Consider the following 19920-nt stretch of genomic DNA (forward strand, 5'->3'; position numbering starts at 1 on the left):
ACCGACTGGTCGGACTGGGGGGAAGATCAGAGCAGGAAGAGCCTCCCGGCCGGCTCCCGGTGACCGTCGGCGCTGTGCCAGTAGTCGCGGGTCTCCACCGCCAGGCCCCGCGCGTCGAAGCGCGCGAACACGCACCCCGCCAGCGTGGCCGCCGCACCCCCCTCCTCGGACCGCACCCGGAACTCCGCCGCCGCCACCCCGTCCGGGCCCACCAGCGGCGCCGAGAACCGGACGTCCGTCACCCGCTCCGCCTCGAACGACCAGCGCAGATAGGCGGCGAGTTCGTCCCGCCCCCGGTGCGGTTCACGGAACGGCATCGAGCGGTGCACGCAGTCCTCCGCGTACAGGGCGAGCAGCGCCTCCACGTCGTGCGCGGCCCAGCCCCGCTCCCAGACCCGGACGAACCGCTCGGCGGCCTGGCGTGCGTCCATCTGCGCCGTCTCCGGCATCTCCGCTGCCTCCTCAGGCGTACGAGCGCAGCCAGCGCACCTTCGCCGCCTCGTGGTACGGGCCGCCGCCCTCGTGGTCGTTGTAGTCGTACAGCTCGATCGTCTTGTCCTCGTGGGCCCAGGAGTTGAAGGCCGCGAAGACCGTGGACGGCGGGCAGGTCTGGTCCTCCAGACCCGTCGAGAACAGCGCCGGGGCCCGGCCGCGCGCCGCGAAGTGCACCCCGTCGAAGTAGGAGAGGGTGCGCTGCACGTCGGCCGAACGGCCGCGGTGGGTCTTGAGGAACAGACCGATCTCCCGGTACGGGTGACGGTCCGTCAGCGTGGTGGCGCGCGGGAAGTCGCACAGGAACGGCACGTCCGGCGCGACCGCGACCAGGTCCGGCACCAGACCGCCGACGGCGACGGTGATCCCGCCGCCCTGGCTGGACCCGAGCGCCACGGTCCGCGTCGCGTCGGTCAGCGGGTGCGAACGGGCCGCCTCCACCGCCCGCACGGCGTCCGTGAACACCCGCCGGTAGTAGTAGTTCTCCGGCGCGTCGATGCCCCGCGTCATGAACCCGGGATACGCCGGCGCGCCGCCCACCGGGTCGGCGGTGCCGCCCCCGCCGCCCCAGGCGCTGCCCTGGCCCCGGGTGTCCATCGTGAAGTGCGCCCGTCCCGTCGACGCCCAGAGCAGGTTCTCGTGCGGCAGCCCGCGCCCGCCGCCGTACCCGACGAACTCCACGACCAGCGGCAGCGGTCCGCTGCTGCCGGCCGGCAGCCGGAGCCAGCCCTTGACCGGGTGGCCGCCGAACCCGGCGAACGTCACGTCGTAGACGTCGACCGTGGACAGCCCGGTGTCGACCGGCTCGAAGCGGGCGTCGAGATCGTGCTCGCGGGCCTCCTGGAGCGTCCCGGACCAGAAGTCGTCGAAGTCGTCGGGCGCCACCGACTCGCTACGGTGTTCGCGGAGCTCGTCCAGGGGAAGGTCGAACAGGGCCATCTACGACCGCCTTCGTGAAGGAAAGGTGCGGATGATCACACCGTACGTGGGTGGTCCGACGAATTGCCAGGCCTCTGCGCCGCCCGGAACCTACGACGAGCCCCTCCCGTCAGCCGTTGATCTGCTGGTCAGGGGCGCGGGACTACGCGTCGTGGGCCATGGGTAGAAGATCCCTGGCGGCTGGGCGGCCCCAGCAGGTGGTCGGGTCACCGTGGTGGGAGCGGCGGGCCGCGAACCCGCACCGTCGGCTCCGCCTCCGTCCGGCTCGCCGTCCCCGGCCTCGTCGACACCCGCCGCGCACCGTCCCAGCTCCGACCTGCTCATCGACGGCGGCACCGCCGGTGTGCGGGAGACGCACGCCCCGGAACTGCCCGCGAGCCTCGGCTGCGACGGCTCGACCCCCACCGGCCAGGGCTCCAGGACTCCCGGGGCATCAGGGCCGCAGGGCTCCAGCGCTGTCAGGCGCGTCCGCGGGTCCAGTCCGGGCCGGTGCGTGCCCACTCCTGCTCCCACTCCGCGAGCCGGTGCCGCAGCGCCACCCGGCGTACGACGCCATGGCCGACCAGCACCACGGCCGCCGCGCCGGCCGTCCCGCACAGGCCCACGGTGACCGTGTGCTGCCAGACGGCGATGGCGTCGGGCGGCGGGGCGACCCCGTGCCCCTGCCGGTCGAACCACACGTCCACCACGTCACCGGTCCGGGTCCCCGCCGGTACTCGGGCCAGGGCGGTCTTCGTGCCCTTGCCGGGCACCGTCCAGCGGACGTTCGTCTGATAGGCGTGTGCCCGGTCGCCGCCCTCCACCGAGGGCAGCTGCTCCGGAGCGCCGCCGACGACCACGGCCCGCACCATGTGCCGCTGGGCCCGCTCCGCCGCCGCCACCGACTGCGCCTGCTCATGGGCCCACAGCCCCGTCACCGCCCCCACCAGGGGCGCGCCCACGCACAGCAGGGCCGCGACGGTCAGCGCGATCCAAGCCTCCACCATGTCGGACTTGCGCCGCAGCGGGTTCTGCCGCCAGCGCCAGCCACGCACCCGGGTACGCATGTCGACCTCCTCGCCGCTGCAAGAGCCGGAGGGCCGGACAGCCGGTCCGCAGCTCCCAGCGTGCCCCCGCTCGCACGCGAGCGTCCACACGGGAGTGGTACCCCGAACGGAGCATCCCGCCCACCGTCCGCGGGAACGGGTGCGGCACCGGCCGAAGCGTGGGTTCCGCCGCGCGCCCCGGCCGGCCGCCGGTCAGCCGCGGTGATTGTCGGGCGACTCGGAGGAGGGGGCCGAGGCGTCCGCGAGGTACCGGGTGAGGAGGTCGCGGCAGACCGGGACGAGTGCCGCGTCGGACAGGCCGCGCTTGGGCAGGATGACGGAGGGGCTGCCCGTGAGGTCCGGGAGGACGAACTGTCTGCCGGATTCCGTGAACGAACCGAACTGGGACCAGGAGTGGACGACGGTCCGCCCCTCCGTGCTGATCGTCAGGCTGTCCGGTCCGATCTCCACCTCGTGCGCCAGCTGCATCCTCGGGGAGCGCCGTCGGATCTCGCGTGCCCTGCGGCGCAGGGTCTGCCGCGAGGCGATGGTGAACGACCTGTAGAAGACGCGGACGAGAACCATCGCGAGCAGCAGGGCGGCGATCCACCACGGCCAGGCGGGTCTGGCCAGGGCCAGCAGCACCGCCAGGCTCCACAGGGTCACGAGAACGATCGAGGCCTGGCCCAGTACCTGGCGACGCACACGCCGTACCGCGGGCGTGCGGGCCAGTAGTTCGAGGAGGTCGTCGACCTCCGGGACGTACCTCAGCGTCAGCGTCGGCCGCATCATCCCCCCTGCCCTCGACGGGCGAGCCCGCGCATCGTAGTGCCGAGCGCCGCAGAAGGGGAGTGAAGGGCCCGGGCCGGACCCGGATCCCCTCGATCATTGCGGCCCTGTGAACGATCCGCGGGTGCGGGAATAGCTGTCAGGTGCCCGTCCTTGGCGCTGAGTGCGGCTGCCGGGACACCGGTGACAGCACCAGAGAGCGAGGAAACACGATGCCCAAGGCGTACGTCTACACCAGGCACGGCGGGCCCGAGACCGAGGCCTTCGCCGACCTGGACCGGCCCGTTCCCGGCCCCGGTGAAGTGCTGGTCGCGGTCCGCGCGGCCGGGGTCAACCCCGTCGACTGGAAGCTGCGGGGCGGCTTCCGGCGCCCCGGCGAGGGAGACGCACGCTTCCCGGTCGTGCTGGGCAGCGAGGCCGCCGGTGTGGTCGAGGAGACCGGCGCGGGCGTGACCGGCTTCGCGGCCGGCGACGAGGTCTTCGGCAACACGCCCACCGGCGCGTTCGCCGAGTACGCTCTCCTGACGGCGTCCGTGACGGCGCACAAGCCCGCCGCGCTGTCCTTCACCGACGCCGCCACCCTGCCCGTCGCCGCGGCCACCGCCTACGACGGCGTACGCCAGCTCGACCTGCCCGAGGGCGCGACCCTGCTGGTCACCGGCGCGGGCGGCGGGGTCGGCGTGGCGGCCCTCCAGATCGCCCGTGCCTGGGGGCTGCGGGTGGTGGGTGTGGCCGGCGAGGCCAAGAAGGACCTCGTCGAGGCGCTGGGCGCCGTGCACGTGCCCTCCGGCCCGGGGCTGGCGGACCGGGTGCGGGCGGTCGCTCCCGAGGGCGTGGACGGCGTCTACGACCTGGTCGGCGGGGAGGTGCTCGCCGAGGCGGCCGGTCTGCTCGCCGACCGCACCAAGCTGATCACCGCGGGTGCCCCGCCGGAGACCGTCGCCGCGCTGGGCGGCGCCCGGGTGGCACGCGCCCGGACCGCCGCGGTCCTGGACGAGGTGGCCGAGCTCGTGGTGGCCGGTGAACTCGACCCGCACGTCTCGCGGACCTTCCCGCTGGACAAGGCCGACGAGGCGTTGCGCGCCGTCGAGGACGGGCACGCCCTCGGCAAGATCGTGATCGAGGTCGCCATATGAGCGTCCCGCACCCCCGGGAGGCCGCCCCGCACGTCCTGGACAACGTCGCCCGCGCCTCTCTCACCGGCCCGCACGCCCACTTCGCCGAGCGGCGTGGCCGGATCCTGCGCTACCCCGTCGACGTCTCCCCGTGGCTGGCGCTGCCCGACGCGCCGAACGCCGACGACTGGGCGGATCTCGCCGCCCTGGCCGGCCCCGGCGCGGAGATCGGGCTGGCCGGCTACCGCGGTGAGCTTCCGGACGGCTGGGAACTCACGATGAACATCGCGGGCGTGCAGCTGGTGGACGAGGGCATGGCGGCCGCCCCGGAGCCGGAGGCGGTCCTGCTCGGCCCCGCCGACGTACCCGAGATGCTCGACCTGGTCGCGCGCACCCGCCCCGGCCCGTTCCTGCCCCGTACCATCGAACTCGGCACCTACCTGGGCATCCGCCGCGACGGCAGGCTGATCGCGATGGCGGGGGAGCGGCTGCACCCGCCGGGCTGGACCGAGATCAGCGCGGTCTGCACCGACGCGGCCCACCGCGGCGAGGGCCTCGCGACCCGGCTGATCCGCGCGGTCGCGCACGGCATCCGGGAACGCGGCGAGACCCCCTTCCTGCACACCGGTGCCGAGAACAGCACCGCGATCCGGCTGTACGAGTCGCTCGGCTTCCGCCTGCGCCGCCGTACCGCCTTCCTGGCGGCCAGGGTGCCCGAGCAGCTCGGTCAGTCGTCCGCGGAGCCCGCCGGGGTCCCGGCGTTGTAGCGCCCCAGGTACGCGGCGAACCTGACCAGGTCCGCCTCCGGCCAGTCCGCCAGCCGCTCCCGGAAGGCGGCCCGGCGGCTCTGCGTGACCTGGGCCAGGATCTCCTGCCCGGCCTCCGTCAGATGCAGCACCTGGACCCGGTGGTCCTCCGGGTCCAGGCGCCGCTCGACCAGCCCCGCCTGCTCCAGCGCCGCCACCTGCCGGCTGACCGTCGACTTGTCCAGTGCGTAGTGCGCGGCCAGATCGGTGGCCCGGCAGCCGCCGCGCTCCTCCAGATGCCCGAGCAGTGTGTACGACACCAGCGACAGCTCGGGGTGCATGCGCCCGGCGGACGCCCGGGCCCGGCGCGCGAAGACCGTCATCTCGCGCTGGATGGTCTCGACCGCCGTCTCCGCCGCTGTCACGGGAACACCTTCGACGGCTGTGCCGTCCACCGCAACGCCTTCACGGGAATACCTCCTCAGCCGTTCTAGTTGTATAGTACAACTTGACCGTGAGTTGTATAAGCCAACCAGTTTGGCCGGAAGGATCTGGAGGTCGTACGCGATGAGGTCACCGGCGCTGCGCCATGTGCTCACGCACCTGATCACCCCACTGTTGATGTGCCTGGGCATGGGGCTCGCCTATATGGGCGCGTTCGTCCACCCGGAGCCCAACCACATGCCGGTGGCTGTGGTCGGGTCCGGACCGGAGGCGAAGGTGTTGGCGCAGACCATCAAGGACACCGCCGGCGACAAGCTCGACGTCCGTACCGTCCCCACCCGCGCCGCGGCCGTCGACCTGCTCAGGTCCCGTACCGTGACCGGCGCCTATGTGCCGAGCGCCAAGGCTCCGGAACTGATCGTCGCCAGCGCGGCCTCCGACATGGGTGCCACGGCCGTCGAGAAGGTCTTCACCCCGCTCGCCGACAGGCAGGGCGTGGCCCTCAAGGTCACCGACGTGGCCGAGCCGGTCGCCGACGACCCCACCGGACAGGGCCTCTTCTTCCTGCTCATCGCCGTGAGCATCGGCTCCTACGCCTCGGTCGCCGCCCTCGGCACGGCCGGCGCGGGGCTCCCCATGCGGATACGCGCCCTGCTCGCGGTCGGTGTGTCCGCCGTCGTCAGCGGCATCGGCGCTCTGCTCGCCGGACCGGTGTTCCACCTCGCCCACCACGACCTGGCCGGTGTCTGGGGCATGGCCTGGCTCTACTCCGCCGGCATCCTCCTCATCGGCGTCGGCCTGCACACCTTCCTGAAGCGGTGGACCACGCTGACCATGATGGTGCTGTTCGTGATGCTCAACTTCACCAGCTCCGGCGGGTTGTTCCGCCCCGAGTTGCAGAACGGCTTCTTCGGCACCCTGCACGCCTTCTGGAACGGCGCCGGCTTCCTCGAGGGTGTCCGCAGCCTGCTGTACTTCGGCAGCGACGGCCTCGGCCGCGATGTGTGGACCCTCGCGGTCTGGCTGCTGGCCGGCCTCGCGGTCACCGCGATCGCCGCGGCCTACGAGCGGACCAGGACGACCCGGGACGCGACCGTCGTCGTACCCGAGTCCCCTGCCGAACTGGCTGAACTGGCCGAGGAGACCGAGGAGGCCGAGGAGGAGACCGAGGAAGCGGTCGGCGTCTGACGGCCCGTCGGACGGCCCCCCCGCCCACCCGCCCGCCCACCGGACGGCCCGCCCGCCCGGCGGGCCGTCCGGCGGGTAAACCGTCTGACCAGCACCCGAGCGTCCGGATAGGCTCCCCGGTGATGACCTCACTCTCCGACTCCGAAACCACCGCCGCTGCCGGCGCCGCCGCTGTCGTCTCCGCGCTGCGCGCGGCCGGCTGCGTCTTCGCCGAGGACGAGGCGGAGCTGATCCTGGCGACCGCCCGCACCCCGGACGAACTGGCCGCCATGGTGGACCGGCGCGCCGCCGGACAGCCCCTCGAACACGTCCTTGGCTGGGCGGAGTTCCACGGGTTGCGCATCCTCGTGGAACCCGGTGTGTTCGTGCCCCGCCGCCGTACCGAGTTCCTGGTCGACCAGGCCCTGGCCCAGGCCCCCGACGCGTCCGTCGTCGTGGATCTGTGCTGCGGCTCCGGCGCGGTCGGCTCGGCCCTCGCCGCCGCCCTGGGGGACGTCGAACTGCACGCCGCCGACATCGACCCGGCCGCGGTCGGCTGCGCCCGCCGCAACATCGCCCCCTACGGCGGCCACGCCCACGTCGGCGACCTGTTCGACGCCCTGCCCGCCGCCCTGCGCGGCCGGGCAGGCATCCTCGCCGCCAACGTCCCCTACGTCCCCAGCGACGAGGTCGGGCTGCTGCCGGCCGAGGCCCGCGAGCACGAGCCGCTGGTCGCCCTCGACGGCGGCGGCGACGGCCTCGACGTGCTGCGCAGGGTCGCCGCGGGGGCACGCGAGTGGCTCGCACCCGGCGGCTGCGTCCTGGTCGAGACGAGCGAACGCCAGGCCGAGCACGCCGTCGAGACCTTCCACCGGGCCGGTCTGACCACCCGGCTCGCCGTCTCGGAGGAGCTGTACGCGAACGTCGTGATCGGCGTACGCGACTGAGACCGGCAGCACCTGCGCATGCCGGCTCGTTCACTCGCGGGCGTGGCGGCGGGAATGCCGGACAGCGCGTGTCGGCACCGTCGGCCTCGCGTACTGTGGCTGCGCATGACCGACGCCGGGATCGAGATCACCGCAGAGCTGGTGCACGACCTTCTCAGGGACCAGCATCCGGACCTGGCGGGGTTGCCCGTCCGGGAGGTGACCGGCGGTTGGGGCAACCAGATGTGGCGCCTCGGCGACGAGTTGGCCGTGCGCATGCCGCGCATGGACGGTACCTCGGACCTCCTGCGCAAGGAGTGCCGGTGGCTGCCCGTCCTGGCCCCGCGTCTTCCGCTCCCGGTTCCGACACCGGTGCGGATCGGCGAACCGTCCGCGCGCTTCCCGAGGCCGTGGAGCGTCATGACGTGGGTTCACGGCGAGCCGCTCGACCACACCTCGATCCGTCGCGGCGACCACGCGGCCGGCACGCTGGCGGGCTTCCTCCGGGCGCTCCATGCGGAGGCGCCCGGTGACGCGCCGGCCGGTTCGGACCGCGGCGGTCATCCCGAGCAGTGCACGGAGGGCTTCGAGGACTTCCTCCGGGCCATCGCCCCCGGCGGCCTGGCCGCCGACGTCGGGGCCGTGCGGGCCGTCTGGGACGATGCCGTCGCGGCTCCCGAGTGGGAGGGCCCACCGGTATGGCTGCACGGTGATCTCCATCCCGCGAACGTCGTCGTCTCGGACGGGACGCTCTCGGGCGTGATCGATTTCGACTCCATGTTCGCCGGCGATCCGGCGTGGGACCTGGCGGCCGTGTGGGTGCTGCTGCCCGCGGGCGCGGACTCACGGTTCTTCGAGGTGTACCCGCAGGTGGACGACGGGACGATCCGGCGCGCCCGGGGGCTGGCCGCCATGAAGAGCCTCTTCCTCGTCCTCATGGGCCAGAGCGGGGATCGGGGCCTTCCCGGCGGCAAGCCGACGTGGGGACCGGCGGGCCGGGCGGCGCTCGGTCGTGTTCTGGCATCCAGCCCGGTCCGGTCCCCTCGCGCGTAGGACCCGGCCGGTCGGCCCCTGGGCTGCCGGGCCGTGAACCCATGCCCCCCGTTTGTCGATCGGCCGTCCGGCGCCCTAGGACCCTTCGGGTCGATGGTCCGCTTCGACGGCGGACCGGGGCGTGTCGTCCGGACGCCGGCGGTAAGGACGCTCGCCGGCGGGGGAGTTGACCGGCAGGAAGGCGTGCAGCCGCCGCCGGGCGCCGGCGTGCAGCCGTGTCATGAGCTGGAGGGCCTGGGCGGCCGGTGTCGGATCGCTGAGATCGTCGGTGAGGGCCACTTCGAGGCCGCCGCTGAACCGCGCGGTGTAGTTGTACATGAAGCTGCACAGGCAGGCCAGAACGGTGCCCAGGACGATCTCCAGCGTGACGACCCCGGTGGCGATGACCAGCGTCTCCCACGGCGTCGGCCATTCGCCCGGGGCCACGATGTCCAGGATCACCGACGTGACGAGGGCGGCTCCGAGGACGCACACCCCGAGGCCCGCCAGGAAGAAGAAGCTCATCACCGTGACCGACCAGGGGTTGGTCTCGGATATGCGTATGTGCGTGGGCCGGTGAGGTGGAGCATGCGGGAGGGCGTGGTCACGGGTCGGCGCCGGCTGAGTCGGCTTGGGATCGGGTCTCGCCGGGGTGGGTGCCGTCGGTGCCGCCACGATGCGGGACGCGATCCTCGGCGTCCGCTTACGGGCCGTGCTGCGGGTCCTGCTGTGCTTGGTCCGGCTCATGTCCGCTCCCTGGATGGTCCACACCAGTCCACACCAGCGACGTTATGTGGCGGCGTACGGCCGCGCATCCCCGACGGTGACGGTGAGTGAGGGAGAGCGGGCCGGCCCCGGCGGTCCGCGGCCGCCGAAGTCCTCCTGGTGGCCGAACGCGGGGAGGGGTGCGGTCGCCGTCGGCCGTCGCCGCTGACTGCCCGAGGCCGACCACCGGGTTCCTCCCTCCGACGGGGCTGCCCGAGGGACAGCGCCGCGGACTCGGGGCGGGCCTTCCACGCCCGTCCGCGGCGTGCCGTCGGTCGCCTGCCTCCCGCCGCCCTGCGCTCGTACGCTCCCCCATGCCCCGCTCGCCGCGGCCGGCAGCCATCGGTCGGCAGTCGTCAGGGCGGGTCTGTCTCATCGGTCCGTCGGAGACAGGCAGAACTCGTTGCCTTCGGGATCGGTCAGCACGATGGTGTCCGTGTGCCGGGCCCGGACGGTCGCGCCGAGGGCGGTCAGACGCCGGGTCTCCGCCTCCGGATCGGCGGCGAGCAGGTCCATGTGCACGCAGTTCTTCACGCTCTTGGCCTCTGGCACGAGCTGGAACCAGAGGCGGGGCCCTCCGTCGGCCGTCTCCACGAGCGCGGTGGGGTCGTCCTCGGTGCTGGTGATCCCCGCGGTGCGCGGGCGGGCGAGTTCCGCGTCGTCGTAGGGGGCGACGGCGTAACCGTCCAGGGCCGCCGCCCGGAAGCGGGCCGTGGCCGCCGGGTGGGCGCTGTCGAAGACGATGTCGCGAAGGCGCGCCATGCTCCTGTGATCCGTGCGCCCGGTACGAGCTGTCGCGTGATTTCCGGCGCGCGGCCGGCCGGCCCCGAGATCTCGGCGGTCAGTGACGGGACGTTCCTCAGGTGGCTTCCGGGGTGCCGTGGTCGAAGTCGTAGGGGGCCCAGTCGGCGATCCGGCGGTAACCGAGGCGTTGGTAGAGGGCGTTGCTGGTCGGGTTGGCCGCGTTCGTGAAGAGCACGACCTCCGTGGCGCCGGAGGCGCGTGCGGCCCGGCTCACCTCCGCGGTGACGGCGGCCGCGTAGCCGTGTCCGCGGAGGTGGGCCGGGGTGTAGACGGGGTCCACCCGGACCATGCCGGCGACCAGCGGGTTCACGCCCGCCATGGAGACGGGGGTGCCGTCGGGGGTCTGCCAGAAGGTGTAGCTCTTCTCGGCGAAGCGGGTGCCGGCCCACGAGGCTGCGTCGATGGTGACGGTCTCGCCGAGGTCGGCGGCGAGCTCGCGGCACCAGCGCATGAGGTGTTCCTGGTCCCGCTCGCCCACCGGGCGGCTGTGGCCGTGCGGGTGCGGGTCCGGCGGGATGAGGGTGCCGAGGCGGTAGAGGTGCATCCGGACGCGGAGTGCGGGTGTCGCACCGGTGTGCCGCTGCCAGGCCCCGGCGAACGCGGTGGCGGTGTCGTGGTCCGCCGTGACGCCGACGAGGACGTGGCCGAGGCCGGTCAGATGAACGGCGAGGGCGTCGGCCTGCTCGGGGGAGAGCGGGGTGAGGGTCAGCCGGCGGGTCGCCGGGCGGTAGAAGACGGCTCGGGTCTCGCCCCGTGACTCCAGTCGGCCGAAGAGGACGGTCCCCGCGGTGAGCCCGCCCGGTTGGTTCCGCCACTTCTCCAGCGTGGTGAGCGGTGTGTTGTGCAGGGCGGGGCGCGAGCGGAGGAAGTCCCCTGCGTGGGCGAGGAAGTCGTCGATGTCCTCGGTGAGGTGCCAGGCAGCTGGGTGCATGCCCTATACATGCCCTCAACTGCGGTTGGCTGCACAGGAGTTGGTTTGACGAGTGTCGCCCGCGGTCCGTGTGCCCCGGAGCCGCGCGCGAGCCGGATCCGCGAGCCGTCACCGGGCGGTCACGAACTACCCCTATATGTCGACTATTGTGGCGTTTGGTGTGGCGTGTCAGTGGATGGGATGGAGTGGGGGCCGTGGCGTTCGCGGAGTCGGCCGGTGGTGAGCCGGTGTCCTCTCCCGGGGCGGCCCCGGAGTGCGGGCGGCGGTCCTGGGCGCCGCTGCTGGCGGTGTGCGCCGGGTACTTCATGGTGATCCTGGACGTGACGGCCATCAACGTCGCCGTGCCGGTGATCGGCCGGGAACTGTCGGCCTCGCTCACCGGTATCCAGTGGATCACCGACGGGTACACCCTGGTCTTCGCCGGGTTCCTGCTGACCGGTGGCGCGCTGGGCGACCGGCTGGGCAACCGCCGGGTCTTCTGCTGGGGCGTGGCGGTGTTCACGCTGTCCTCGGCCGCGTGCGCGCTCGCGCCGAACACCCCGTTCCTGGTGGCGGCCCGGCTGGCGGAGGGGCTCGGTGCGGCCCTGATCGTGCCCGGTTCCCTGGCCCTGCTCCAACAGGCCTACCCGGCGTCGGCGGCACGCTCGCGGGCCTTCGGGCTGTGGGGTTCGATGGCGGGCACCGCGGCCGCCGCCGGCCCGCTGCTGGGCGGGCTGCTCGTCTCCACCTTGGGCTGGCGCTGGGTGTTCCTCGTCAACCTGCCCGTCGGCGTGGCCTGTCTGGCCCTGACCATGCGGCATGTGGCGCGTTCGCCCCGGCGCGCCGCTCGCGCCCTGGACTGGCCGGCGCAGTGCGCGGTGCTGGCGGCCGCGGCGCTGCTGACCGCGTCGCTCAACGAGGCCGGACGGCGGGGCTGGTCCGATCCCGCCGTTCTCGCCGGAGTGGCTCTGGCCGTGCTGGCCGCGGCGGCGTTCGCGGTGCGCGAGCGGCTGGCCCGCTCTCCCGTCCTTCCGCCGAGCCTGCTGAGCTCTCGTGCGATGAGCGGTGGTGCCGTCATCGGCCTGCTGTTCAACTTCGGCTTCTACGGCATGGTGTTCACCGCCAGCCTGGAATTCCAGCACCAGCGTGGCTTCAGCGCCCTTGGCACCGGGCTGGCGCTGTTCCCGGCGGTGGCGATGACCATGTTCGCCTCCGTCCTGTCCGGACGCCTGGCCCGCCGCACCGGCGATCGCCCACTGGTCGTCTCCGGCATGCTGCTGGCCGCCCTGGGGCTGGCCGGCTGGGCCGCGGCGGGCGCGGACCCCGCCTACCCGCTGCTGGTGGCCCCGATGACGGCCGCCGGATTCGGCACCTCCTTCGCCCTCACCGGTTCGACCGCCACGGTGATGGGCGCCGCGCCCGCGGCGTACTCGGGCGCCGCCTCCGCCCTGTTCAACACCACCCGGCAGATCGGCAGCGCCACCGGCGTCGCGCTCGGCGGCAGCCTGCTCGCCACGGCCGCCGACTACACCACCGGGCTGCGCACCAGCATGGCCGTCGGCGCGCTCGCCTACCTGGCCGCCGCGGGTCTCGCGTGGCTGTGCGTGCCGACGTCGTCGACACCTGCGGGGCTCCGGAAAAGCGGTGGACGCCCGTAGCGCGGCCGACAGACTGATCCCATGACCGCATCCGACGCCAAGTCCGACCTTCACATGTACCTGCAGACCGCCCGCGATGCCCTGCTGTGGAAGCTCGAAGGGCTCTGCGAGTACGACGTCCGCCGCCCGTTGACGCCGACCGGTACGAACCTGCTGGGCCTGGTGAAGCACGTGGCCGGTGTGGAACTCGGGTACCTCGGCGACACCTTCGGACGGCCGTCCGGCCGGCCGCTGCCATGGCTCGACGAAGGCGCCGAGCCCAACGCGGACATGTGGGCCACCGCCGACGAGTCACGCGAGTACATCGTGGAGCTGTACCGCCGGGCGTGGACGCACGCGGACGCGACGATCGACGCGCTGGCGCTGGACACGACCGGCAGGGTGCCGTGGTGGCCCGACGGCCGGGACGAGGTGACGTTGCATCACGCCGTGGTGCGGGTGATCGCCGACACCCACCGGCACGCCGGACACGCCGACATCCTCCGTGAACTCATGGACGGTGCCGTCGGGATGAACAAGGGCAACGACAGCATGCCGCCGGGCGACCCGGCATGGTGGGAGAAGCACCGAAGCCGCCTGGAGCGAGAGGCGCAGGAAGCGGGCCGGGCCGTGTGACCGGAGGCGAGGGCGGGCCGGCCTGCGTCTTTAGAGCTGGGTCTAAAGGCCTGGATCCGCGTGGACCGCGTTGACATCGTTGGTGCGCCAGGCCCGATGCGAACAAGGGGGAAAGTCCATGATCAGGAGCACCGCCCGTACCAGGACGAGGACGGCGCACGCCAAGCTGGCGGCTCTCGTCACGGTCGGCGTCCTCGGCGCCTCGCTCGTCGCCCTCGCGCCCGCCGCGTCGGCGGCGACGTACACCTGCCACCCCTCCTGGAAGGCCAGCGGCGGCCTGTACTACCTGTACGAGGGGTACAGCGACACCAACACGACCAACACCAAGAAGGGGCAGTCAGGCGATCGCGTGATCGAGGTGCAGTGCCTGCTGACCTACTGGGCCGACCGGGTCGGCGAGAGCAAGTACGACCCGAAGGGCATCGACGGCCAGTTCGGCACCAACACCGAGAACGCGGTGATCAACGCCCAGAAGGCCTGCTTCTCGGACTCCAGCGAGTGGGACGGCGAGGTCGGTCCGAACACCTGGCCCTGCCTGAGGCGCTGGTCGACCACGTAGTCCGGCTCCACCGACCCTCGACCGCCCGCCCCGACCAGGCGGGCGGTCCACTGACGTCGGCGCCGGTGCCACCGGCCGGTCCGTCCGGTGTGCGCTAGGTGGTTGCCCCGCTGCCCGAAGGGCTCGGGGACGGGGAGCGGTCGCCGGGGCGCTGCCACGGGCCGCCCCGGTCGTGCATGCCGCCGCGGCCCATGCCCATGAAGTCGCCCGAGAGCGCGCCGGACGCGGTCAGCTTGCCGTCGCCGCCGCGGGTGCCGATCAGGAAGGCCGTCGCGTCCTTCTTGAGCGTGTCGGAGTCGCCGCGCACCCTGACGCCCGAGCCCACGGTCCACGTCCACGACGTGCCGTCGTCGCTCTTCACCGTGACCTGGTCGCCGTCCACCTTCTGGACCGTGCCCCGCTGCCAGACCCGTACCACGTACTTGCCGGTGTCCGGGTCCTTGACGGTGGCCTCGCCGTGCACGCCCATACCGCCGCCCATCCCGAACCAGCCGTGTCCCGGGCCGTGCCCGTCCGGCGCCGTGGGCCGCCCCGACGGCGCACCGGAGGCGGCCGGCGGGGCGGCGGAGCCGCTGCTGCCGGACCCGGCGGCGAACGCCACCGTGCCGCCCAGAGCGAGCGCCCCGGCGACGAAGGCCACGGTCACCGCGCGTACGCGGAACGACTGGCGGCGCCACCGGTCGCGCAGCGGCGCGCCCGGCTCGCGGTCCGGTCCCGGACCTGCGAGGACCTCCCACTCCGGGGCGGCGGCCCGCGGGGGCCGGTCGGGCATCGGGGGAATCGACGGTCCGGTTCCGTCGACGTCACGGCGGTGTTCCTGCTCCGGTTCGTGCGTCACGGCTCGCTCCCATCGGCGAACGGCACGCGGCATCGCACAGCATGCCTCTCTGTGAATTGTGGGAGTTCGCCGATAAGAACCTGGTAATCAGTGCCTGTGAATTCGATGAATCCGGGACCTTTGATCCTCTCCGTCACGGCAGGTTCCGTGCCCGGGCGATGAGCAGTGCCACGTCGTCGTGGTTGTCGGGGTGGTGCAGTTCCCGCAGCAGCAGGTCGCAGGCGTCCTCCAGCGGCCGGGCGGGATCGCCGAGCAGGGCCAGCAGTTCGTCCAGCCGTTCGTCCAGGGAGTGCGTGCGGGTCTCGACCAGGCCGTCGGTGTAGAACACCAGCTCGTCGCCGGGTTCGAAGGCGACGGTCGTGGTGGCGAAGGGGACCCCGCCGACGCCCAGCGGGACCCCGGTGGGCAGGTCGAGGAGTTCCGGCGGTCGGCCGGGGCGGACCCGGGCCGGCGGCAGATGGCCGGCGTTGGCGATCCGGCACCGGCGCAGATGCGGGTCGTACACGGCGTACACGCAGGTCGCGATGGAGTGGTCGAGGCCCGATGTGGTCTTGTCCAGGTGTTCGAGGAGCGCCGCAGGATCGAGGCCGAGCGAGGCCAGGGTGTTCGTCGCGGTGCGCAGCCGGCCCATCGTCGCGGCCGCGTTGATGCCGCTGCCCATCACGTCGCCCACCACGAGGGCCGTTCTGTCGCCGTCCAGCGGGATGACGTCGAACCAGTCGCCGCCCACCTCGACGGTGGCGCCCGCCGGCTGGTAGCGGGAGGCGACCTCCAGGCCGGGGGTGACCCGGGGATGCGTGGGCAGCAGGCTGCGCTGGAGGGTCAGGGCGGTGGTGCGGGCGTTCTGGTACCAGCGGGCGTTGTCGATCTGCACGGCCGCCCGCGCCGCCAGTTCCCGGGCCAGCAGCAGGTCGTCGTCGTCGAAGGGCGCCGGGTTGCGGGTGCGTTTGAGGTCGAGGGCGCCCAGCACCTCGCCGCGCGCGATCAGGGGCACGGCCAGGTACGAGTGCACCCCGGCCCGGCCCAGCCGCACCGCGGCCTCCCCGGAGGGTGCGATCCTCGCCAGGTCCTCGTCCTTGACCTGCGGGACGACGACGGCCTCCCCGGTCCGTACGCACTCGGTGATCAGCAGGTCGGGCGCGTACCGGGCGACCGTGCCCGGCGAGTCCGCGGCCCGGACGGTGTCCGCCCCCTGCTCCGCGCGCACGGCGAGGGCCCTGAGCACGGCAGGCTCACCCGGGCCGAGCGTGCTGCGCCGGCCCTCGGCCACCGTGTCCAGCAGGTCCACGACCGCCAGGTCGGCGAGTTCCGGGACGGCCACGTCGGCCAGTTCCCGGGCGGTGCGCTCCAGGTCCAGGGTGGTGCCGATGCGGGCGGAGGCGTCGGCGATCACGGCCAGCCGGCGGCGTGCGTGCTCGGCCTCGACGCCGGCCCGGTACGGCTCGGTGATGTCCACCACCGAGGTGGCCACGCCCAGCACGTTGTCCAGCGCGTCCTCCAGCCGGTAGACCGACACCGACCAGATGTGCTCCTCGTCCGGGTCGGCCGGGGTACGGCCCACCGCGGACTCGTCGATGATCGGCTCACCGGTCCGCAGCACCCGCAGGTAGGAAGATTCCAGGGCGTCGGCGTCGAGGGAGGGCAGCACCTCGCGGATCGTGCGTCCCACGTGTTCCTCGGCCGGTACGCCGTTCATCTGTTCGAGGGCCGGATTGACCGACACGAACCGCAGTTCCGTGTCGAGGACGGCCAGCCCGATCGGCGACTGCTTCACGATCCGCTCGGACAGCGCCACGTCCTGCTCCAGCCGGCGCACCGTCGACTGGTCGGCGGCCAGACCCAGCGCGAACACGTCGCCGTTGTCGTCCATGAGCCGCATGTTGCGGAACTCGACCACATGGGTGGTGCCGTCCTTGTGTCGGATCGGGAAACCACCGGCCCAGCTCCGCCCGGTGCTCATCACGTCCGCGAACAGCTTGCCGACCAGTTCGATGTGGCGCTCGTCCACCATCAGCCGGGCCGCGTACTGGCCCAGCGCCTCCGGGGCCGAGTAGCCGAACAGCTCCTCCGCCTGCGGGCTCCACAGCACGATGCGCCCCTTGGTGTCCAGCACCACCGAGGCCACGCTCAGGACGTCCAGCAGCCCGCCCGGGCGCACGGGCCCGCGCATGGGCTCCCGGCCTCCCGGCGCCGAAGCCTCGGCTGGACTCATCGCACGCACCGCCTTCGAACTTCCGCACGGCTCGTCGTCCCCCGCGCCGGCTCCCCTTGTTCTATCGCGCTCACCCCCGACTCTCCGCCGCCTGCGCCGACGTTTCCACCATCTCTCAACACGGCGGCATCCGTATGGCGAAGCGACCACAGGGACAGCTGGGGCGCGAGTTCACTTTCCTGGTCGTCGTGATGCCACCCGGTACCCGCCTCGCCACGAACAGTGAGATCTGCAGGTGCGCCCGGAGCCGATCCGGCTGCGACGGGCCCCGACGGGTGGTGCACCGGCCGGAAATCAGTGCTTTTCTGTTGGCATGGCGCGGTTCGCGGGGGAATCCGTGGTGTCGCGCCATCGCCATGAGAGGAGCGATCACGATGGTCCGTGAGCGACTGCACGAGGAACCCGTCTCCCTCGAGATCAGCGGATGCAACAAGGAGGACGCGCGGATCGTGTTCGACGCGCTGTGCCAGTGCTTCGAGTCCGACCGGGCGGCCGAGGACGTGCCGCAACAGCTCCACGAGACCCGCCCGATGGTGTGGCTCGGCACGTTCGAGGTCACCGACGCCCACGAGTGCACCCCGCCGCCCCGGCTCTCGGCCTCGGTCGAGGCCGACGCGCAGGGCGGCTACTGGGCGATCAGCCGGCTGCATTCGACCCTCGACTCCCTGTTCGCCGTACGCAACCTGTCCTCCGCCTCGGGCGATCAGGAGCGGGAACTGCACGTCCTGCTCGAAAGCCGGTGACCGGTGATCTGAGACACGTCACACCGAAGCGGTTGTGCAACTAGTTGCACAATCTGTGCGCGGTCCTCTAGAACTACGGTGACGACACCGCGCACGGAGGGCCCGATGAGCCGTTACCCGCACCTGCTGCAACCCCTCGACCTGGGCTTCACCACACTGCCCAACCGCGTGCTCATGGGCTCCATGCACGTGGGCCTGGAGGAGGCCGAGCGCGGCTTCGAACGGATGGCGGAGTTCTACGCCGCCCGGGCCCGCGGGGGAGTGGGGCTGATCGTCACCGGCGGCATCGCCCCCAACGACGAGGGCCGCCCCTACGAGGGCGGCGCCAAGCTGACCACCGAGGAGGAGGCCGAGCGGCACCGGACCGTCACCGAGGCGGTGCACCGCGAGGGCGGCCGGATCGCGATGCAGATCCTGCACTTCGGCCGGTACGCCTACCACCGCGACCTGGTCGCCCCGAGCCCCCTCCAGGCCCCGATCAGCCCCTTCCCGCCCCGTGAGCTGACCGACGCGGACGTCGAGCGCACCATCGAGGACTACGTCCGCGCGGCCCGGCTCGCCCGGCAGGCCGGCTACGACGGCGTCGAGATCATGGGCTCCGAGGGCTACCTGATCAACGAGTTCATCGCCGCCCCGACCAACCGGCGAACCGACCGCTGGGGCGGCTCGTACGAGAACCGGACGCGGTTCCCCGTCGAGATCGTCCGCCGGGTACGGCAGGCCGTCGGCGACGACTTCATCATCGTCTACCGCCTGTCCATGCTGGACCTGGTCCCCGGCGGCTCCTCCCTCGACGAGGTGATCACCCTCGCGCGGGCCGTCGAGGCCGCCGGGGCGACCATCATCAACACCGGCATCGGCTGGCACGAGGCCCGCATCCCGACCATCGCCACCTCGGTCCCGCGCGGCGCCTACACCTGGGTCACCAAGAAGCTGATGGGCGCGGTGTCCGTCCCGCTGGTCACCACCAACCGCATCAACACCCCGGAAGTCGCAGAGGAGTTGCTCGCCGAGGGCTTCGCCGACATGGTCTCCATGGCCCGCCCGATGCTCGCCGACCCCGACTTCGTCAACAAGGCCGCGGCCGGCACGCCCGAGGCCATCAACACCTGCATCGGCTGCAACCAGGCCTGCCTCGACCACACCTTCGGCGGGAAGATCACCTCCTGCCTGGTCAACCCGCGCGCCTGCCACGAGACCGAGCTGGTCCTCGCCCCGACCCGGCTGAAGAAGCGCGTCGCGGTGGTCGGCGCGGGACCGGCCGGCCTCGCCTGCGCGGTGTCCGCGGCCGAACGCGGCCACCAGGTCACCCTGTTCGACGCGGCGGGCGAGATCGGCGGCCAGCTCAACGTGGCCCGCAAGGTCCCCGGCAAGCAGGAGTTCGACGAGACCCTGCGCTACTTCCGCCACCAGCTCGACGCCCACGGCGTGGACGTACGCCTGAACACCATGGTCGAGCCCACCGACGTCACCGGCTACGACGAGGTCGTCGTCGCCACCGGCGTCACCCCGCGCACGCCCGACATCCCCGGCATCGACCACCCCCGCGTCCTCGGCTACCTCGACGTGCTGCGCGACGGCGCCCCCGTCGGCGACCGGGTCGCGATCCTCGGCGCCGGCGGCATCGGCTTCGACGTCGCCGAGTACCTCACCGACGGCGGCGAGAAGGCGAGCGAGGACCCGGCGACGTACTTCCGGCACTGGGGCGTCGACCTGGACTACCGGGGCCCCGGCGGTCTGGCCGCCCCCGAGCGCCCGGCGCCGCCGCGCACCGTCCACCTGCTCCAGCGCAAGACCGCCAAGGTCGGCGCCGGACTCGGCAAGACCACCGGCTGGATCCACCGCACCGAACTCAAGCACCGCGGCGTCACCATGGTCCCGGGCGTGCGGTACGACCTGATCGACGACGCCGGACTGCACATCACCGTCGACGGCGAGAGCACCGTCCTGGAGGTCGACACCGTCGTGCTGTGCACCGGGCAGGAGCCGCGCCGGGGCCTGTACGAGGAACTCGTCGCCGCCGGGTGCAGCGCGCACCTCATCGGCGGTGCCGACGTCGCCGCCGAACTGGACGCCAAGCGGGCCGTCAAGCAGGGCACCGAGCTCGCGGCCGCCCTGTAGCGGCCGTCCCTAGGATGAGC

General features: G+C 72.7%; 20 protein-coding genes. 10 read left to right on the plus strand and 10 right to left on the minus strand.

The genetic code is table 11. The features are described from left to right. Positions 1 to 26: 26 nt before the first annotated feature. The 4 genes from IEZ11_RS17470 to IEZ11_RS17485 all read right to left on the minus strand — a co-directional run bounded on the left by IEZ11_RS17470 (position 27) and on the right by IEZ11_RS17485 (position 3245). Positions 27 to 431 (minus strand): nuclear transport factor 2 family protein, encoded by a 405-nt coding sequence (locus IEZ11_RS17470; protein ID WP_189263925.1) that lies wholly within the window; start codon positions 429 to 431, stop codon positions 27 to 29. Between the two features lie 31 nt (positions 432 to 462). Continuing rightward, entirely contained in the window at positions 463 to 1431 is a 969-nt protein-coding gene (locus tag IEZ11_RS17475) for an acetylxylan esterase (RefSeq protein WP_189263684.1), read from the minus strand. Positions 1432 to 1889: 458 nt separating this feature from the next. Further along, the gene (locus IEZ11_RS17480; protein ID WP_189263685.1) at positions 1890 to 2477 is read right to left on the minus strand and encodes an Rv1733c family protein; all 588 of its coding nucleotides are present in this window, start codon (positions 2475 to 2477) and stop codon (positions 1890 to 1892) included. 192 nt (positions 2478 to 2669) lie between these two features. Continuing rightward, complete coding sequence (locus IEZ11_RS17485) at positions 2670 to 3245, minus strand: YcxB family protein (protein ID WP_189263686.1); 576 nt, start codon at positions 3243 to 3245, stop codon at positions 2670 to 2672. Between the two features lie 212 nt (positions 3246 to 3457). Here IEZ11_RS17485 and IEZ11_RS17490 point away from each other — a divergent pair, with 212 nt between their 5' ends. Continuing rightward, entirely contained in the window at positions 3458 to 4381 is a 924-nt protein-coding gene (locus tag IEZ11_RS17490; protein WP_189263687.1) for an NADP-dependent oxidoreductase, read from the plus strand. Further along, complete coding sequence (locus IEZ11_RS17495; RefSeq protein ID WP_189263688.1) at positions 4378 to 5127, plus strand: GNAT family N-acetyltransferase; 750 nt, start codon at positions 4378 to 4380, stop codon at positions 5125 to 5127. The genes IEZ11_RS17490 and IEZ11_RS17495 overlap by 4 nt, the downstream gene beginning before the upstream one ends. Here IEZ11_RS17495 and IEZ11_RS17500 read toward each other — a convergent pair. Next, positions 5088 to 5489 carry a MarR family winged helix-turn-helix transcriptional regulator gene (locus IEZ11_RS17500; protein ID WP_373294935.1) on the minus strand — a complete coding sequence of 134 codons (402 nt, stop codon included), beginning with the start codon at positions 5487 to 5489 and terminating at the stop codon, positions 5088 to 5090. The genes IEZ11_RS17495 and IEZ11_RS17500 overlap by 40 nt on opposite strands. A gap of 184 nt (positions 5490 to 5673) precedes the next feature. Between IEZ11_RS17500 and IEZ11_RS17505 the strand changes: the two genes are divergently transcribed. The 3 genes from IEZ11_RS17505 to IEZ11_RS17515 all read left to right on the plus strand — a co-directional run bounded on the left by IEZ11_RS17505 (position 5674) and on the right by IEZ11_RS17515 (position 8696). Next, a complete protein-coding gene (locus tag IEZ11_RS17505) occupies positions 5674 to 6738 on the plus strand; it encodes an ABC-2 transporter permease (protein WP_189263690.1) in 1065 nt (354 codons plus the stop codon). Between the two features lie 122 nt (positions 6739 to 6860). Further along, the gene (locus IEZ11_RS17510) at positions 6861 to 7664 is read left to right on the plus strand and encodes a putative protein N(5)-glutamine methyltransferase (protein WP_189263691.1); all 804 of its coding nucleotides are present in this window, start codon (positions 6861 to 6863) and stop codon (positions 7662 to 7664) included. A 105-nt stretch (positions 7665 to 7769) separates the two neighbouring features. After that, on the plus strand, positions 7770 to 8696 hold the full coding sequence (locus tag IEZ11_RS17515) for an aminoglycoside phosphotransferase family protein (RefSeq protein WP_189263692.1): 927 nt from the start codon (positions 7770 to 7772) through the stop codon (positions 8694 to 8696). A 75-nt stretch (positions 8697 to 8771) separates the two neighbouring features. On the opposite strand, the gene IEZ11_RS17520 is transcribed toward IEZ11_RS17515, so the two are convergent. The 3 genes from IEZ11_RS17520 to IEZ11_RS17530 form a co-directional block, all read right to left on the minus strand. Next, positions 8772 to 9422 (minus strand): DUF3566 domain-containing protein, encoded by a 651-nt coding sequence (locus tag IEZ11_RS17520; protein ID WP_189263693.1) that lies wholly within the window; start codon positions 9420 to 9422, stop codon positions 8772 to 8774. 390 nt (positions 9423 to 9812) lie between these two features. Further along, positions 9813 to 10202 (minus strand): VOC family protein, encoded by a 390-nt coding sequence (locus IEZ11_RS17525; RefSeq protein ID WP_189263694.1) that lies wholly within the window; start codon positions 10200 to 10202, stop codon positions 9813 to 9815. Between the two features lie 97 nt (positions 10203 to 10299). Then, entirely contained in the window at positions 10300 to 11175 is an 876-nt protein-coding gene (locus IEZ11_RS17530) for a GNAT family N-acetyltransferase (RefSeq protein ID WP_189263695.1), read from the minus strand. 194 nt (positions 11176 to 11369) lie between these two features. On the opposite strand from IEZ11_RS17530, the gene IEZ11_RS17535 reads away from it, so the two are divergent. The 3 genes from IEZ11_RS17535 to IEZ11_RS17545 all read left to right on the plus strand — a co-directional run bounded on the left by IEZ11_RS17535 (position 11370) and on the right by IEZ11_RS17545 (position 13986). Beyond that, positions 11370 to 12812, plus strand: a complete 1443-nt coding sequence (locus tag IEZ11_RS17535; protein ID WP_189263696.1) for an MFS transporter — start codon at positions 11370 to 11372, stop codon at positions 12810 to 12812. Positions 12813 to 12833: 21 nt separating this feature from the next. Continuing rightward, positions 12834 to 13427, plus strand: coding sequence for a DinB family protein (locus IEZ11_RS17540; RefSeq protein WP_189263697.1), 594 nt, complete (start codon positions 12834 to 12836; stop codon positions 13425 to 13427). A 118-nt stretch (positions 13428 to 13545) separates the two neighbouring features. Further along, a complete protein-coding gene (locus IEZ11_RS17545; RefSeq protein WP_189263698.1) occupies positions 13546 to 13986 on the plus strand; it encodes a peptidoglycan-binding domain-containing protein in 441 nt (146 codons plus the stop codon). Positions 13987 to 14080: 94 nt separating this feature from the next. On the opposite strand, the gene IEZ11_RS17550 is transcribed toward IEZ11_RS17545, so the two are convergent. Together IEZ11_RS17550 and IEZ11_RS17555 are read right to left on the minus strand one after the other, a co-directional pair. After that, positions 14081 to 14824 (minus strand): hypothetical protein, encoded by a 744-nt coding sequence (locus IEZ11_RS17550; RefSeq protein WP_189263699.1) that lies wholly within the window; start codon positions 14822 to 14824, stop codon positions 14081 to 14083. Positions 14825 to 14957: 133 nt separating this feature from the next. Next, entirely contained in the window at positions 14958 to 17036 is a 2079-nt protein-coding gene (locus tag IEZ11_RS17555; protein ID WP_189263700.1) for a SpoIIE family protein phosphatase, read from the minus strand. 374 nt (positions 17037 to 17410) lie between these two features. Here IEZ11_RS17555 and IEZ11_RS17560 point away from each other — a divergent pair, with 374 nt between their 5' ends. Both IEZ11_RS17560 and IEZ11_RS17565 read left to right on the plus strand, forming a co-directional pair. Continuing rightward, positions 17411 to 17779 carry a hypothetical protein gene (locus tag IEZ11_RS17560; RefSeq protein ID WP_189263701.1) on the plus strand — a complete coding sequence of 123 codons (369 nt, stop codon included), beginning with the start codon at positions 17411 to 17413 and terminating at the stop codon, positions 17777 to 17779. Between the two features lie 105 nt (positions 17780 to 17884). Further along, positions 17885 to 19900 (plus strand): NADPH-dependent 2,4-dienoyl-CoA reductase, encoded by a 2016-nt coding sequence (locus IEZ11_RS17565; RefSeq protein WP_189263702.1) that lies wholly within the window; start codon positions 17885 to 17887, stop codon positions 19898 to 19900. Positions 19901 to 19920 lie beyond the last annotated feature (20 nt).

This window comes from Streptomyces fuscichromogenes (assembly GCF_014645815.1).
Classification (GTDB): Bacteria; Actinomycetota; Actinomycetes; order Streptomycetales; family Streptomycetaceae; genus Streptomyces; species Streptomyces fuscichromogenes.

Excerpts from the sequence above, each read along its gene's own strand:
- IEZ11_RS17505 (WP_189263690.1), top strand. The coding sequence starts at position 5,674 with ATGAGGTCACCGGCGCTGCGCCATGTGCTCACGCACCTGATCACCCCA.
- IEZ11_RS17485 (WP_189263686.1), bottom strand. The coding sequence starts at position 3,245 with ATGCGGCCGACGCTGACGCTGAGGTACGTCCCGGAGGTCGACGACCTC.
- IEZ11_RS17495 (WP_189263688.1), top strand. The coding sequence starts at position 4,378 with ATGAGCGTCCCGCACCCCCGGGAGGCCGCCCCGCACGTCCTGGACAAC.
- IEZ11_RS17480 (WP_189263685.1), bottom strand. The coding sequence starts at position 2,477 with ATGCGTACCCGGGTGCGTGGCTGGCGCTGGCGGCAGAACCCGCTGCGG.
- IEZ11_RS17490 (WP_189263687.1), top strand. The coding sequence starts at position 3,458 with ATGCCCAAGGCGTACGTCTACACCAGGCACGGCGGGCCCGAGACCGAG.
- IEZ11_RS17530 (WP_189263695.1), bottom strand. The coding sequence starts at position 11,175 with ATGCACCCAGCTGCCTGGCACCTCACCGAGGACATCGACGACTTCCTC.
- IEZ11_RS17525 (WP_189263694.1), bottom strand. The coding sequence starts at position 10,202 with ATGGCGCGCCTTCGCGACATCGTCTTCGACAGCGCCCACCCGGCGGCC.
- IEZ11_RS17560 (WP_189263701.1), top strand. The coding sequence starts at position 17,411 with ATGGTCCGTGAGCGACTGCACGAGGAACCCGTCTCCCTCGAGATCAGC.
- IEZ11_RS17565 (WP_189263702.1), top strand. The coding sequence starts at position 17,885 with ATGAGCCGTTACCCGCACCTGCTGCAACCCCTCGACCTGGGCTTCACC.
- IEZ11_RS17545 (WP_189263698.1), top strand. The coding sequence starts at position 13,546 with ATGATCAGGAGCACCGCCCGTACCAGGACGAGGACGGCGCACGCCAAG.
- IEZ11_RS17475 (WP_189263684.1), bottom strand. The coding sequence starts at position 1,431 with ATGGCCCTGTTCGACCTTCCCCTGGACGAGCTCCGCGAACACCGTAGC.
- IEZ11_RS17520 (WP_189263693.1), bottom strand. The coding sequence starts at position 9,422 with ATGAGCCGGACCAAGCACAGCAGGACCCGCAGCACGGCCCGTAAGCGG.
- IEZ11_RS17470 (WP_189263925.1), bottom strand. The coding sequence starts at position 431 with ATGGACGCACGCCAGGCCGCCGAGCGGTTCGTCCGGGTCTGGGAGCGG.
- IEZ11_RS17540 (WP_189263697.1), top strand. The coding sequence starts at position 12,834 with ATGACCGCATCCGACGCCAAGTCCGACCTTCACATGTACCTGCAGACC.
- IEZ11_RS17515 (WP_189263692.1), top strand. The coding sequence starts at position 7,770 with ATGACCGACGCCGGGATCGAGATCACCGCAGAGCTGGTGCACGACCTT.
- IEZ11_RS17555 (WP_189263700.1), bottom strand. The coding sequence starts at position 17,036 with ATGAGTCCAGCCGAGGCTTCGGCGCCGGGAGGCCGGGAGCCCATGCGC.
- IEZ11_RS17510 (WP_189263691.1), top strand. The coding sequence starts at position 6,861 with ATGACCTCACTCTCCGACTCCGAAACCACCGCCGCTGCCGGCGCCGCC.
- IEZ11_RS17500 (WP_373294935.1), bottom strand. The coding sequence starts at position 5,489 with ATGACGGTCTTCGCGCGCCGGGCCCGGGCGTCCGCCGGGCGCATGCAC.